This window comes from Senegalia massiliensis (genome assembly GCF_900626135.1).
Taxonomy (GTDB): Bacteria; Bacillota; Clostridia; order Tissierellales; family SIT17; genus Anaeromonas; species Anaeromonas massiliensis.
The window spans coordinates 1,333,029-1,348,740 of record NZ_LR130785.1; the positions used below are offsets into that span (position 1 = coordinate 1,333,029).

The following is a 15,712-nucleotide window of genomic DNA, read 5'->3' on the forward strand; positions in this document are numbered from 1 at the left end:
ATATAGTTGTATTTCAAGGGGGATATATATGGAGATTATAAATAATAGGTATAAAATTTTAGATCTTTATAAAGAAGATAATAAAGAAGTTACATATAAAGCTATAGATTTAATTGATTCAAATAGAACTATATTTCTTAACATAATAAACAATATATCTAGAATAAAAGACCATTTCACAAAAAACTTCATATATTTTTGTACTATAAACAATAGTTTAATATTAAGAGATTATACTTTTTCTGTAATTAATTCCATAGATAACAAAAAAGTTAAAAAAGATAAATATTTTTACACTACAGAATTTTTTGAAGGTACTCCTATAGTAAATTATAATAAAAAATTTAGTTCTAAAGATATTTTGATCATATTTTCAAAACTATGTATTATATCAGACTATTTGTTTTTTAGAGGTATAAGTAAAGAATATATTCACCCTGATAATATACTGATTTGTAATAAAGATATTACTTCTTTAAAGATTAAAGATATAGCATCTGTTACCTTTGAAATAGTTACTAATAAATATAATTCCTATTTTGAGTTTTCAAGAACACCTGAAATTATTAAGAGTTCTAATTTTTCATCTAATTATGAGTATATTTATTCTTTAGGAAGAGTCTTAGAGTATATGCTAAGTAATGAAAATTATAATAATATTGATGAAGATAATATATTTAATAAATTAAATACAATTAAAAATAGACTTTTAAGTCATAATATTAAAGTAGTATATAAGGATTTTAAAAGTATTTTAAAAGATTTAAATATGCTTGATATAGTAGACTATGAAAAGAAATTAAAAGATACAAGAGAGGTCTTAAATTTTAAAACACCATTGATAGCTCGAGATGATGAAATAAGTTTTATTATGGAAAATGATAAAAAAATACAAAATAATAATTCAAAAAAAGTTATATTAATAGATGGTGAAGAAGGTGTAGGTAAAACAAGCTTATTATCAGAAATTAAATATAGGCTTATGCTGAAAAGTAGAGAAGTATATAAAGTAAAAATGTTAAAAGATAATAAAAACAACTTAAATTCTATGAAAAGTATATTAAAATCTATAATTAGAGAACATGAAGATAAATTATTAGATAAGTATGGTTCAGAATTAGTAAAAATAATGCCTAAATTAAAAGAGAGATATAACATTTTACCTTCTGAATATTTAAGTGAGGAAAAGGAAAAGTTACGTTTATATGATAGAATATCTAATTATATATTTGACATATCAAATGAACCTAAATACATAATTTTCGATGATATTCATTATGCAGATGATGATACATTCAATATTATAAATTATATGATTAACAATATTGAAAATAAATCTGTTATAATAATAATTTCCTATAATTCTAATATTTTAACTAGAAATGAAACTAAGATAAAGCAAATAGAAAAGTGGCAATTTAATAAAAAGGTAATGAATTTTAAATTGCTTAAATTTAATTTAGAAGAGACATCATTATCTATAAAAAATATTTTAGGTATGAATAGGAAGCCTATGAACTTTTCTACTTTTTTGTATAAGGAAACTGACGGTAATCCTAGGTATATAGAAGAAATTATAAAAAGTCTATTTGTTAGAAAAGAGCTCTTTATAAATCAAGAAGGTGTTTGGGATTATAAGGCGAGTAAATATTCTAAACTATATATACCTAATAATATAACTGAAGCAATAGAAAATCAATTAACTTTGCTTCCAGAAAAATTATATAGAACTATAGAAAAAATAGCTATTTTTAATACTTCTATTTCTAAGAGTATAATTAATAAAATGCATTATGAAGTTAAAAGTGAAGGTATAGATGAAAATATTGAAAAATTAGTCTCTATAAAGTTATTGGAGGAGAAATTAGAGGATTGGGGATATACTTATGATATATATAATACCCAAATAAAAAATTATATTTACTATAATTTATCTGAAGAAGATAGAATAGCTTTACATGAAAAGGCATCAAATATATTAGAAGAAATATATGAAAAAGAGGATAGGAATAATATAGAAGAACTAATATATCATTTAAAAATGTCTAAACAATATAAAAAATCTATATATTATAGTATAAATTTTGCAAAGTCTATGCAACAGTTAAATATAAATAGTCAATCCATGGAGATATGGAAAATGGCTAAAGATATTTTAAATAATATTGAGCCTTGTGAATACAACATTGAAATATATATTAATTTGGCTAAATTATATGATAAACAAGGCAAAAAAAATAAAGCTATAGCTTATTATGAAAAAGCTCTTGAAATATCATATGATTTAAACAAATTTAAAGTTGTTGTAGATATAAAAAACTTATTAAGCGATATATATTATAGGTTATCAGAATATGATAAAGCAATTAATATAATAAAAAATTCAAAAGAAGTAGCATATAAGATTAATTATATAGAAGGATTATTAAAATCAATAATTTTGATAAATAAGATTAATTTTTCCATTGGTGTAAATAAAGATATACTAGCAACTAGTTTAAAGTACTTAAAAATTTCATTAGAAAATAATAGTCATCATAATACTGCTGAATTATTTAATCAATTGGGAATTATAAGTTTTATATTAGGAGAGTTAGAAGAGTCAAAGTTATATTATAAAAAGAGCATATTTTATTATGAAAAATCAAAAAAGGTCTTACAAATAACCAAACCTATAAATAACTTAGGACTTATTTATAGTGAAAATTATGAAGATATGGATAAAGCAATGAATTATTTTGAAAAAGGGCTACAGATTTCTAAGAAATTTAATTCTGGATATGATATGTCCCATTTTTATATAAATATTTCTGAAATATATATTAGAAAAAACAAATATGATTTAGCAAAAAAGTATATCAAATCCATGAGGGACATTGCATTTGATATAGATGAAAAAAGTTTAATTGCGTCTTCTTATATAAAATTTGTAAGAATCTATTTAGAAACAGGAGAATTAATGAAAATAAAACCTTATATAGAAGAATTAAAGGTGTTTCATAAGAAAAATTTAATTTTTATTGAAGAAATAGATGAGTATTTAGAATTAAGTTTATTATATTACTTTATATTATCAGATTATAAAAAAGCTGAAAATATAGCGAATGGCATAATAGATTTGTATCCAAATTATAATGATATTAATTATTTTAAAGCTACTACTATTAAAGTAATTATCAAGTATATTAATAATAAAAATTATGATGAAATAGAATTTAATAATTTAATTGATATGTATAAATCTATAAATGTGAAATGGTATGATCGCTTCTTTATATTATTATTTGGTATAGTGGCAGTTTTAAAAGATGATTATAATTTAGCAGAAATATTATTTAACATTGATAGAGAAAAGTCATATAAAGATTGTAATGATTTAATAAAAAACATGAAAAATTTAATCAAAAATTCTATAGATAATAATTTGGAACAATTAAAATTGATATATGTGAAATTTCAAGATCTTAATATATCACTCTTAAAATTAATTACAAGTAAAATAATTGCCAAAAAATATTTTGAAAATGAAACATATTATGATTCAGCTAATTACTATTTAATCTTTATAGAATCTTTTTATAAAATTTCATCAAAGTTTAAAGAACAAAAAATAAAGATTAATATTGCTAAAAGTTTTCGCGTAAATGAGGTTATTGAAAAATTATATATAATAAAAAATCTAATGAATGATGATTTTAAAAATGAAAATAAATTGACGCTTAATTCTTATTTTGATATTGATAAATATCAAGAATTATTTTCAGATGAAAATTTTCTAACATTAGTATCAAATCAATATGCTGATTCTTGTATTATGGATATAATAGATATTGATGATTTACTAGATAATTTAGGCTCAGATTATCTTAAGAATATTAATTTAATAGTTAGGTATGCAATGAGAGAGATATTAGCTAGTAGAGCAATGGTATCCTTATATGATGAAAAGAAAGATGAATTTAATACTATAATGAATAGAGGAATTGAAGACTCAAATAAGGTTAAAAATATTATAGATAGATTGTTACATTCTAATTCAAATGGATATATACAATATTCTAAAGAACCTTGGGAAAGTAGAGAAAATAATTTATCACAGGATATTACAGCTATATTATTTTTACCTATTTATAGTAAAATAAATTCAGCAACTTTTATTACAAATGATAGGAGAAATAAGAATAATGATCTAAAAAAGATTAAAGGCTACATTTATTTAGACACAGATAAGTTATTTAATAAATTTAATGAAGTTAATTATATCAAAATTAAAAAGTTAATTAATTTAATATCTTTAAATATTGATAATTATAATTTTAAAGTATTATCTTCTATAGATAAGTTAACTAATGTATATACTAGAAAGTATATGGAGAGTATTTACAGTGAATTATACAATAAATGTAGAAAAGAAAACTTAATATTTTCTATTTTGATGCTTGATATTGATAAATTTAAACAAGTCAATGATACTTATGGACATCCAACTGGAGATATGATATTAGAAAAAATAGGTAATATTCTTAGAAATCAACTGAGAAATACTGATATTATAGCTAGATATGGTGGAGAAGAATTTATTATAATACTTCCTTCAACAAATAAAGACAGTTCTTATTTAGTAGCTGAGAAATTAAGAAAAAGTATTGCAAGTAGTAAATTGTTAAATAAGCCAGGAGATATAACTGTTAGTATAGGGATATCACAATATCCTGAAGATGGACAGTTTCGAGAAGAGATAATTGAAAATGCGGATAAAGCATTGTATAATGCTAAAAATAGAAATAGAAATATGTCGGTTAAATGGGATAAGTCTTTAGAAGATTTTTCTCAAACATTGGATAAATTAGCAGGCATAATAACAGGAAATATTGTACATGATCATAGAATGGTATTAGCAATAGTTGAAATAATAGAATTAATTAAAAAAAATATTCCAAAGCAAAATAAATACTTTTTATTACTTGGTAGATTAATAGAAATAACTGAATCAAAAAAAGGTTCACTAATATTATTGAATGATCAAAAACAAATAAGTGGAATATATACACGTGAAAGATTTATAGATAAATGGATAGATAATAGTAAAATAAATGAAGATATAATTAATAGAGTTATAGAAAATAAGACTGGAGAATATTTAATAGATTGGGAACAAACTGATGATATTGATAATATAACATTAAGTCCTAATTGGAAGTCTATTGTAATAACACCTGCAATTTTAAATGGTGAAATAAAGGCTTTAATCAAATTATCAGTTCCAATAAAAGAAAAAGAATTTGACTATAACATATACAACTATGTAAATATAATATCAAATATAATTTCAGTTATTATTTAAATAAATTTTGGAGGTGAAGATTTTGGCAGTAACAATCAAAGATGTAGCAAAATTATCAGGAGTATCAATATCAACAGTTTCACGAGTCATAAATGATTCAAAACCCGTAAGTCCAGAAGTTAAACGAAAGGTATTAGAGGTGATAGAAGAGATTGGTTATAAGCCTAATGAAATAGCAAGAACATTAGTTACTAAGAAATCTTATTTGATAGGAGTTATAGTGACAGATTTAGCAGATTCATATGTTGCAGATATGGTAAGAGGAATTGAAGAAATAGGAAAAATGTATAACTATGATATTTTACTTTGTAGTAGCTATGGAGATAAAGAAGCTGAACTTAAATATATTCAGCTGCTAAACAGAAAGCAAGTAGAGGGGATGATATTAATATCTTCTACACTTGATGATGAAGTTGATAAAAAAGTTAGTGAGTATGATATACCATTTGTATATTTAAGCAGGTATTCTAAATCTGAGAAGTATCCAACAGTAAGTATTGATTATCATTTTGCTGCTTATGAAATGACAAAATATCTTATAAGTTTAGGACATAAAAAAATTGGATATGTAGGGTATTTAGAAGATGAGAATTCCACACAATATGAAAAACTAAATGGTTATAAAAGGGCAATGAATGAAATGGAGTTAGATTCTTCATATATATTTAAAACAAAAGGACTAAATATACGAGAAGGATATAGCGCATTAAATAGTTCATTGACTGAAAATGGAGTTACAGCACTTCTTTGTAGTAGTGATAAAATAGCTATAGGAGCATTAAATTATTGCTATGATAACAATATTAAAACACCTGAAGACATATCAATTGTAGGATTTGGTGATATACAAATAGCTTCTTTAATAAGACCAAAACTTACAACAGTAAAAGAGCCTTTTTATGATATAGGTGCAGTTGCTATAAGAAAGATAATTAAAGAACTATCTAAGGAACCTAGTGAAGAAAAACATATAAAACTGCCTTATCAAATACAAAAAAGAGATAGCTCAAGAAAACTATAGACTTGAAAAAAATTCAAATATACTTTAAACTATAGATATGAGTTTAAAGGAGTGTAACACAATGTTATCAAAAGAAAAAATTTCAAGAATAAATGAATTAGCAAAAAAATCAAAGATAGGCAATCTTTCTGACGATGAAAAAAAGGAACAGAAAAAACTAAGAGAAGAATATTTGAAATCTTTTAGAAAAAATTTTAAAAGTCAGTTAGATTCTATAGAAATAGTAGACTAAGAATACTCTTAGTCTCTTTATTTTACATATTTAGATATTATATGCTATACAATTTAAAAGGGGGAGTAAATGTGTCAGAAAAACAGTTTGTAGTATTTAAATTAGATGGAGAGGAATATGGTATAAATATAATAAATGTAAAAGAAATTGGTATATATAAAGAGCCTGTAAAAATACCAAATTCTCCAGAATTTATAGAAGGTATAATTAACTATAGAGGAGAAGTTATTCCAATAGTTAATTTGAAAAAAAGATTTAATTTAAATGATTTAATAATAAGTAATAATACACGTGTAATAATTATAAATATAAATGATAAACAAGTAGGATTTGTGGTAGATGAAGCTTCACAAACAATAAGAATAGATGAAGAGCATATTGAAAATACACCTGAAATGGTAACTAGAATAGATTCAGAATATATAACAGGTGTAGGAAAAGTTGAAGATAGATTAATTTTAATAATTGATTTAGAAAAAGTATTAACGGATAGTGAAAAACAAAAAATAGAAAAGCTTGAAGTTGACTAAAGTATTAGCTAATTAATTTAGCTTTTTGGGGTGATTGTACTGGATGATATACTAACAGGTAATAAAATAAGTAAAGTACTTGACAGAACAATAGATTCAATAGAAGCCGGAAAGAGAGAAATTTTTGAAATATCTGAAACTATAAGGGAAGAATGTCAAAAACTTAATAACGAGATAGATGAATTAAAGAAAAAAATAAAAGATAAAATAAAAGAAATTGATAAAATAGAGATAGAAGAAATGAAAAGTAGAAATAAACTTGCTGAGGTAAGTAAGAACTTTATAAAGTACAGTGAAGAAGATATAAAAAATGCATATGAAGTTGCAAATGATTATAGAATTAAACTTATGATAACAAGAAAAGAAGAAAAAGATTTAATTCATCAGCGAAATAATTTGGAAATGAAATTAAAAACAAATTATAATAATTTAAAAAGAGCTGAGAGGGTAACAGCTCAAATAGGTGTTGCTTTAAAATATTTAACTGAAAATGCTAATAAAGTATCAAAAACAGTTGAAAATTTAAACAAAAAACAATTATTAGGAATTAAAATAATAAAAGCTCAAGAAGAAGAGAGGCAGAGGGTTGCAAGGGATGTCCATGATGGACCAGCTCAAATGCTTGCAAATGTAATTTTAAAAACAGAAATAACTGAAAAAATGATAAACATTGATAATGAAAAAGCAGTAGGAGAATTAAGAGAATTAAAAACTATTGTACGGGCCAGCTTAAAGGATGTAAGAAAAATTATCTACGATTTACGACCTATGAGTTTAGATGATTTAGGTCTAATACCAACAATAAAGAGATATTCTGAATTCTTTTATGAAGAAACAGCAATTGAAGTAAATATAAAGGTATTAGCAATGGAGCAAGAATTGGATGTATATAGAAATCTTACAATTTTTAGAATAGTTCAAGAAGCTTTAAATAATGTTAAAAAACACTCTGAAGCTACTCAAGTTCTCATTTTGATAGAATCTAATGAAAAGAGTTTTAATTTAGTAATAAAAGATAATGGTAAAGGGTTTGATTTAGATAAGGTTGATACTACAAGTAATGATATAAACTGTGGTTATGGAATTATGGGAATAAAAGAAAGAGCAATATTATTAGATGCTATTTTAGATATAAAATCAGAGAAAGACAAAGGAACTAAAATAACACTTACAATACCAATGAATAGAGAGGGGGAGTCTTATGAGTAAGATTTCACTGATGATAGCAGATGATCATTCATTAATGAGACAAGGATTAAAGAAAATTTTAGAGTTAGATAATGAATTTATAGTTATTTCTGAAGCTTCTAATGGTAGAGAAGCAATAAATAAAGGTATAGAAAAATGTCCTGATGTGATATTATTAGATATTAACATGCCAAAAATAAATGGAATAGAAGCATTAAGACGTTTAAAGGAATCGGGTATAAACTCTAAAATAATAATTTTAACTATACATGATGATAGAGAGTACTTGGAACAAACTATAAAAATTGGGGCAGATGGATATGTATTGAAAGATGCTGATTCAGATACATTGATGGATGCAATAAGAGATGTAAATAATGGTAAAACTTATATCCAACAAAGCTTAACAACATTACTTGTTAAGGGGTATAAAGATGAAAATGAATATCAACAAAAATTAAAAAGAGATTCATTAACTAAAAGAGAATATGATGTAATAACACTTATTGCAGAAGGCTTAAATAATAAAGAAATAGGCGAAAGGTTATGTATAAGTGAAAAAACAGTTAAAAATCACGTTTCTAATATATTTAAAAAAATTGATGTAACTGATAGAATTCAAGCTGCCATTTTTGCATTTAAAAATAACATAAAAAAAATATAAATATTTTGAATTAGATATATTTAATTTAATTGGGTATATGTATTAAAGTATAATTTAAAAATGGAGGGATTTTAATGTCAGAAGAAACAAAGGGGAAAAAACTACAGAAAACTTTAACTCATAAGTGGGACAATGTATGGGAAAAAATTGAACAAAATGAAAATGAAAAGATATTTGAATTTGGAGATGATTATAAAGAGTTTTTAAATGTATCAAAGACAGAAAGATTGGCAACAGATGAAATTATAAGAATAGCTGAAGAAAATGGATATGAAAACTTAGATAAGCTTATAAAAAATGAATCAAAGTTAAAACCTGGTCAAAAAATTTATGCTAATAATAAAGGGAAATCAGTAGTTATGTATATTATAGGAACTGAAGATATTACAGAAGGCATGAATATTATTGGCTCTCATGTGGACGCACCAAGAATAGATTTAAAACAGTTTCCATTATACGAAGATTCAGAATTAGCATTACTTAAAACTCATTATTATGGAGGAATAAAGAAATATCAATGGGTATCATTACCTCTTGCTCTTCATGGTGTTATAGTAAAAAATAATGGGGAAAAAATAAATATTTCTATAGGTGAAGATGAAAATGATCCTATATTTATGATAACAGATTTATTACCACATTTAGCTAAAGACCAAATGTCTAAAAAGTTAAGCGAAGGTATAACTGGAGAGGGGCTTAATATAGTTATCGGAAGTATTCCATATAATGAAAAAGATTTAAATGAAAAAATCAAATTAAATATTTTAAATACATTAAATGAGAAATATGATATTACAGAACAAGATTTTACAACAGCAGAGTTTCAAGCAGTTCCTGCTGGTAAGGCTAGAGATTTAGGTTTAGACAGGAGTCTTATAGCAGCTTATGCCCATGATGATAGAGTTTGTGCATATACATCTCTTCGTGCTATTTTAGATATAGACAATCCTACTAAAACTGCAGTTGCATTATTTGCAGACAAGGAAGAAATAGGTAGTGTAGGAAACACTGGTATGAATTCTTTATTTTTTGAAAATATAACAGCAGAAGTAGTATCTTTAGTAAAAGATAACTATAATGAATTATTATTAAAAAGAACATTACTTAATTCTAGAGTATTATCTGCTGATGTATCAGCAGGATTTGATCCAAATTATCCAGAAGTATTAGATAAAAGAAATGCACCTTTCATTGGAAAAGGTATAACACTTGTAAAATATACTGGTGCTCGTGGAAAAGGTGGAAGTAATGATGCTAATGCAGAATATATTTCTGATGTAAGAAGAATATTTAATGAAAATAATATTGTATGGCAAATGGGTGAATTAGGAAAAGTAGATCAAGGTGGTGGAGGCACCATAGCATATATGTTATCAAAATATGGTATGGAGGTAGTAGACTGTGGTGTTCCAGTACTAAGTATGCATGCTCCTTATGAAGTAGTTAGTAAGGCAGATGTATATATGACATATAAGGGATACAATGCTTTTTATAAAGCATAATATAAACGGGGACTAATTTAATTAGTCCCCGTTTTTTGTTTTTTTAATCCAATCTAAGACGAAGTTTTTAAAAGTATTTGCAAGAGGAGATAAATTTCTTTTTTTATGATATACAAAATAAAATTTTCTATTTAAATTTAAATTGTTAATTGTATAAGATTTTAATACACCTCTTTTAATTTCTTCTTTTATAGCTAATTTAGAAATAAAACTTATACCCACATTAAGTTCTACCAATTTTTTTATTGTTTCATTACTTTCACTTGTTGCAACAACGTTAAATTTATTTATATTTTGATTAACTTGTTTTAAAGCAGTTTCTAATAAAAGACGTGAACCAGAGCCTGGTTTTCTCATAATGAATTTTTCGTTTTTTATATCATCTAAGCTTAGCTTTTGATTTTTTTTCGGAGTTAAAGATTTTGATGAAATTAAAACTAATTCATCTTCTATTAGTTCAATATACTCTAAATTTTTATTATCTAATTTTGCTCCTACAATTCCAAAATTCATATTATTATCTAAAATATCTTTAATTACATCTTTTGAATTGTTACGCATCATATCAATTGTAACATTAGGGTATATTTCAACAAAATCTTTTAAAAGATAAGGCAATATGTATAATTTAGGGATAGTACTTGATGATACTAATAGATTACCTTCAATTTTACCTTTATATTCTCCAAGCTTAAAATGGACAGTATCTTTTAAATTAATAATTTCTTTTGCATAATCATAAAGGATACTACCAGCTTTAGTATAAGTTATATTTTTGTTTGATCTATTTAGTAAAGCTGTACCTACTTCTTTTTCTAGATTTTGAATATGACTTGTTACAGTAGGTTGTGTTAAATATAAATTATTTGCTGCCTTAGAAAAACTCTTAGAATCAATTACTTGAACAAAGGTTTCTAGTTGTCTAAAGTCCAAAAAAATCACCACCTTTTATTTATGAATATATATTAATAGTATGCTAGGCTTATTTATTTGTCAATTCCAAATGCTCACAAAGTTTATATATAGGCATAAACTATTAACAAATAAATTTTTATGGGAGGAATGTTTATGTCTATAACATTAAACTCACTTCACTGGATATACCTTATATTCATATTTTTAATAATAGGAATAATGGTGAAAAAGAGAGATACGACTTTAGTATGTATTATGGGAATTTTTATACTTGGTATAGTCGCTACTAAATCTTTACCACTTGCAATTTCAGGGGTATTTAATAGTCTTATATATGCTATAACAGAATTATTAGGGACTATACTTATAATATCTATAATTTATGGAATGAGTAAGGTTTTAGAAGCTACAGGAATAAGTGAAGTAATGATATCTCCATTTACTAAATTTATAAAAACTCCTACTTTAGCATATTGGATAATAGGTATACTTATGATGATAATATCTTGGTTTTTCTGGCCTTCACCTGCTGTAGCTTTAATGGGAGCTGTATTACTGCCAGTAGCAGTAAAAGTAGGTCTTCCTGCAATAGGTGTAGCTGTAGCAATGAATTTATTTGGTCATGGTATAGCGTTATCAAGTGATTTTATAATACAAGGTGCTCCTAAATTAACATCTGAGGCAGCAGGATTACCTGTGGGAGATGTAATAAATGCAAGTATACCTCTTGTGATTACTATGGGTTTGGTTACAACTATAGTAGCATTTATAATACTTAAAAGAGATATGAAAAATAATAAGATAAGTGCAGAAGAAAATAATATAAATATGTCTCTTTATTCCAATGAAAAAGGTACTGAAGGTGGTATTGTAAAGACAATGCTATCTAGTAGAGCAAAAAAGATATTTTCTATAATAATTCCTATATTATTTGCTTTAGATGTATTTATTATGATAAAAGCTAATTTACAAGGAGGAGATGCAACAGCTTTAGTTGGAGGAACTGCAATATTTATACTTACTCTTATTTCTATGTGTACTTATAAAAGTAAAGGTCTAGAAGAGATAACACAATTTTTAATTAAAGGATTCCAGTTTGGATTTAAAATTTTTGGACCTGTAATACCTATAGCTGCATTTTTCTATATGGGAGATATGGGTTTTGTGACTGTATTTGGGGAAGTATTACCTAAAATGTCACAAGGAATAGTAAATGATTTAGGTGTTGCCTTAGCCCATTCAGTGCCTTTAAATGATATGGTTGGTGCTATTACTTTAACTAGTGTTGGTAGTATTACAGGTCTTGATGGTTCAGGGTTTTCAGGAATTTCGTTAGTTGGACCAATTGCAAGGTTATTTTCTACAGCTATAGGTAGTGGAGCTGCTACATTAACAGCTCTTGGGCAAGTAGCTGCAATTTGGGTAGGTGGAGGTACAATTGTACCATGGGCAGTAATACCTGCAGCAGCTATATGTGGAGTAAATCCATTTGAGCTTGCTAGAAGAAACTTGATACCTGTTATAATAGGACTTGTAGTAACTACTGTAGTAGCAATGTTTATAATATAAAATAAAATAAAAAAGCTCTAAACTATTGAATTTGTAAATTCAATAGTTTAAAGCTTTTTTCTATGGTGCCGAAGGTGGGACTCGTTTTTTAATATTCTGGTTTTTAATGGTTTTTTATGAAACGTAGTAATATCAACGCATATATAAGTTGATATTACGATTTTTATAATAAGAAAATCAAAAAAATTTCTCCTACTGCACACTCGTTGCACACTACTGCACACTGAATAAATTATTTATTTTATCTGCAGCTTCAGATTTTTTCTCTTTAGTTACATGAGTATAGATATTCATAGTAGTAGTTATATCACTATGACCAAGTAAAGACTGAACAGTTTTAATTGGTACGTCAGCCTCAAAAAGTCTTGTGGCATATGTATGCCTTAGTGAATGATATTTAATCTCTCTAATGCCTGCTTTTTTAAGTACAGATTTAAAGTTTCTAGGTATATTCTTAGGATCTAAAGGATGACCATATTTATCGCAGAAAATATAATTTTTTTCTTCATAAAATTCCTTGTTTTTTAATTTTGTTTCTAGCTGTTTTACTTTGTATTTTTTAAGTTTATTTATTATATTATCTGGTATAGGTACAGTTCTATTACTTGATTCTGTTTTAGGAGTTTGTTCTATTATCCTATTATTTCTTTTTCCTTCTTTATCTACAAAAGTTACTCGTTTTATAGATTTATTTATAGTAAGTGTGTTATTAGTAAAATCTATATCATCCCATTTAAGTGCTAATAGTTCTCCAAGTCTTAAACCAGTACTTAAATTTAATAAAAACGCCATTTCATATTTATGATCTTTAATTCCTTCAATGAATTGTTTTTGTTCATCTAATGTAAAAACAGTGAAGGATTCTTCTTTAACTTTTTTTGGTAGTTTAATACTCTTACAGTGATTCTTTTGTATATAGTTTTGTTTTACTGCTTCATTTAAACAAGTACTTAAAAACTTACTTACTGTATGAACTGTAGATATAGGTTTAGTTTCCAAAAGAGTATTCATATATTTTTGTATATGAGCTGGTCTAATATCAGCAAGTTTCTTTTTTCCTATAGGAGAATTTTCTATATAGTTTCTATATATTCCTTCATACCTTTCAAAGCTTGAAGGTTTTAAATCTATTTTTCTAAATTCAAATAGCCATGTGTAAAACCATTCTTGAAGAGTTATCTTATCATCTTCTGATATTAACCCTGTATTCATTTTGTATTGATATTCATTCATTCTTTTAAGCACATCTTTTTTGTCATATCCAGAGAAGGATTTTCTTATTAAATTTCCTTTTTCATCATAGCCTATGGCAATTTGGCCTCTATAATATTTTTTGTTATTTCTTGTTTGAGTATATATAGTACCTTCTCCATTAGCTTTTGTTCTTGTCTTTGACAATTTTTATCACTCCCAGATTTCTAAGATAGATAAAGGATCAAAATATATTATATAATTATCAATTTTATACGATATACCGTAATATTCTTTATAATATTCTAGAGCTTCATCTATGTATTCTTCTGTTACATCTAAAAAATCAGCTAATTCATATCTATTTGTAATGTTGTTTTTATAAGCATTTATTAATTTAGTCATTCCTACAAGTTTTTTATACCCCCAAATTCTAGCTCTCTTTTCTTGTTTTCTATTAATTAATTTTGATTGGTCTAATATATCACCACTGGAGGTGTGGTAATGTCCCAATTCTTCTGCTAGAATACACTTTTTTTCTGTATTAGTATCTATATTTTTATTTATTGCAATGATTTTATCAGCATACAAACCCTTTATATTATTTGTCAGTTTCATTTCCACAATTTCTATTCCTTCTTCTTCAGTTTCTCTTATTAGATTTTCGTACATGATAACCCCCCTTAGTTATTTCTTCTAGACTTAACAAACTCCTTAAATCTTTGAATTTCTTCTAATTCCTCTTCAGTAAAATTTTCCCCGGCATGATGGGCTGCTATTGTATTTATTTGTTCATCTTCAGTTATTTCATTTTTATTTTTGAATTTGGAATCAACTAATTCACTTAAAACTGAATTGTATTTAAAGACTGAATCATCAGTCGTATTGTGAGATTTAAAAAAGAAACTTTTATCTAAATTTAACTTATTTACTTTGTTTATTTCATTTAAATCTAAACGGATTGAAAATGAGTCGTCCTCAAAATTTTTAAGGATTATAACTCCAGTATAATCATGTCCTTTAACTTCAGAAAACATTATATGAGATAACTCATATAATTCTAAATCTGTTAAGGATAAATTTTTATCAAATTTATTTAGTAAAGTTTCAGAGTAAGCAATAATATCAGAATCAAAATCATTGTCTGACATATTATATAAACCTGTGCCTAGGGCAAAGTAATAAGGGATTTCTTCTTTATGATTTAACAAATATTTTACTGCTGCTATATTTATAGAATAGTGTGCTTCAGTTTCATTTTTAAATGGTACTTTACCCAACAAGTAGTCTGTTGAGACATTGAAGAAGTCGGACACCTTTTGAAGTACATCTGCACTTGGTGATGATTTACCCCATTTTGAAGTTGCACCATTACTTAGTTCCAACTTTGACTCTAACTTTCTTTGAGAAATTCCATTTTCTAAACACAATTCTTTAACTCTATCTAATAAATTCATTTAAGTTCCTCCTAAATAAGTATATTTAATTTTTTAGAATATTTTCTGCAAAAAAAAGATTGACATACAGAAAATATTCTGTATAATGTAATTAAGCAC

The 15,712-nt window shown here is 25.4% G+C and carries 12 protein-coding genes; 8 read left to right on the forward strand and 4 right to left on the reverse strand.

Annotated features, from left to right (window positions below):
- The first annotated feature begins 28 nt into the window (after positions 1–28).
- The 7 genes from E0D94_RS06495 to E0D94_RS06525 all read left to right on the forward strand — a co-directional run bounded on the left by E0D94_RS06495 (position 29) and on the right by E0D94_RS06525 (position 10,481).
- Entirely contained in the window at positions 29–5,344 is a 5,316-nt protein-coding gene (locus E0D94_RS06495) for a diguanylate cyclase (RefSeq protein WP_130806471.1), read from the forward strand.
- Positions 5,345–5,366: 22 nt separating this feature from the next.
- Positions 5,367–6,365 carry a substrate-binding domain-containing protein gene (locus E0D94_RS06500; RefSeq protein WP_130806472.1) on the forward strand — a complete coding sequence of 333 codons (999 nt, stop codon included), beginning with the start codon at positions 5,367–5,369 and terminating at the stop codon, positions 6,363–6,365.
- A gap of 61 nt (positions 6,366–6,426) precedes the next feature.
- Entirely contained in the window at positions 6,427–6,597 is a 171-nt protein-coding gene (locus tag E0D94_RS06505; RefSeq protein ID WP_130806473.1) for a DUF896 domain-containing protein, read from the forward strand.
- A gap of 71 nt (positions 6,598–6,668) precedes the next feature.
- The gene (locus E0D94_RS06510) at positions 6,669–7,127 is read left to right on the forward strand and encodes a chemotaxis protein CheW (RefSeq protein WP_130806474.1); all 459 of its coding nucleotides are present in this window, start codon (positions 6,669–6,671) and stop codon (positions 7,125–7,127) included.
- Between the two features lie 30 nt (positions 7,128–7,157).
- Positions 7,158–8,336 (forward strand): sensor histidine kinase, encoded by a 1,179-nt coding sequence (locus E0D94_RS06515; protein ID WP_130806475.1) that lies wholly within the window; start codon positions 7,158–7,160, stop codon positions 8,334–8,336.
- Positions 8,329–8,979: a response regulator gene (locus E0D94_RS06520; protein ID WP_130806476.1), complete on the forward strand. Its 651-nt coding sequence runs from the start codon at positions 8,329–8,331 to the stop codon at positions 8,977–8,979. Before E0D94_RS06515 ends, E0D94_RS06520 begins: the two co-directional genes overlap by 8 nt.
- 74 nt (positions 8,980–9,053) lie before the next feature.
- The gene (locus E0D94_RS06525; protein WP_130806477.1) at positions 9,054–10,481 is read left to right on the forward strand and encodes an aminopeptidase; all 1,428 of its coding nucleotides are present in this window, start codon (positions 9,054–9,056) and stop codon (positions 10,479–10,481) included.
- Between the two features lie 21 nt (positions 10,482–10,502).
- Here the strand turns inward: E0D94_RS06525 and E0D94_RS06530 are convergent, their stop codons facing one another.
- On the reverse strand, positions 10,503–11,414 hold the full coding sequence (locus tag E0D94_RS06530) for a selenium metabolism-associated LysR family transcriptional regulator (protein ID WP_130806478.1): 912 nt from the start codon (positions 11,412–11,414) through the stop codon (positions 10,503–10,505).
- Between the two features lie 135 nt (positions 11,415–11,549).
- Between E0D94_RS06530 and E0D94_RS06535 the strand changes: the two genes are divergently transcribed.
- Entirely contained in the window at positions 11,550–12,965 is a 1,416-nt protein-coding gene (locus E0D94_RS06535; protein ID WP_130806479.1) for a hypothetical protein, read from the forward strand.
- 213 nt (positions 12,966–13,178) lie between these two features.
- Here the strand turns inward: E0D94_RS06535 and E0D94_RS06540 are convergent, their stop codons facing one another.
- The 3 genes from E0D94_RS06540 to E0D94_RS06550 are packed head-to-tail and all read right to left on the reverse strand — an operon-like array spanning position 13,179 to position 15,613.
- Complete coding sequence (locus E0D94_RS06540) at positions 13,179–14,363, reverse strand: tyrosine-type recombinase/integrase (protein ID WP_130806480.1); 1,185 nt, start codon at positions 14,361–14,363, stop codon at positions 13,179–13,181.
- Positions 14,364–14,369: 6 nt separating this feature from the next.
- On the reverse strand, positions 14,370–14,828 hold the full coding sequence (locus tag E0D94_RS06545) for an ImmA/IrrE family metallo-endopeptidase (RefSeq protein WP_341274563.1): 459 nt from the start codon (positions 14,826–14,828) through the stop codon (positions 14,370–14,372).
- A gap of 11 nt (positions 14,829–14,839) precedes the next feature.
- Entirely contained in the window at positions 14,840–15,613 is a 774-nt protein-coding gene (locus tag E0D94_RS06550; protein WP_130806482.1) for a helix-turn-helix domain-containing protein, read from the reverse strand.
- Positions 15,614–15,712: the final 99 nt, after the last annotated feature.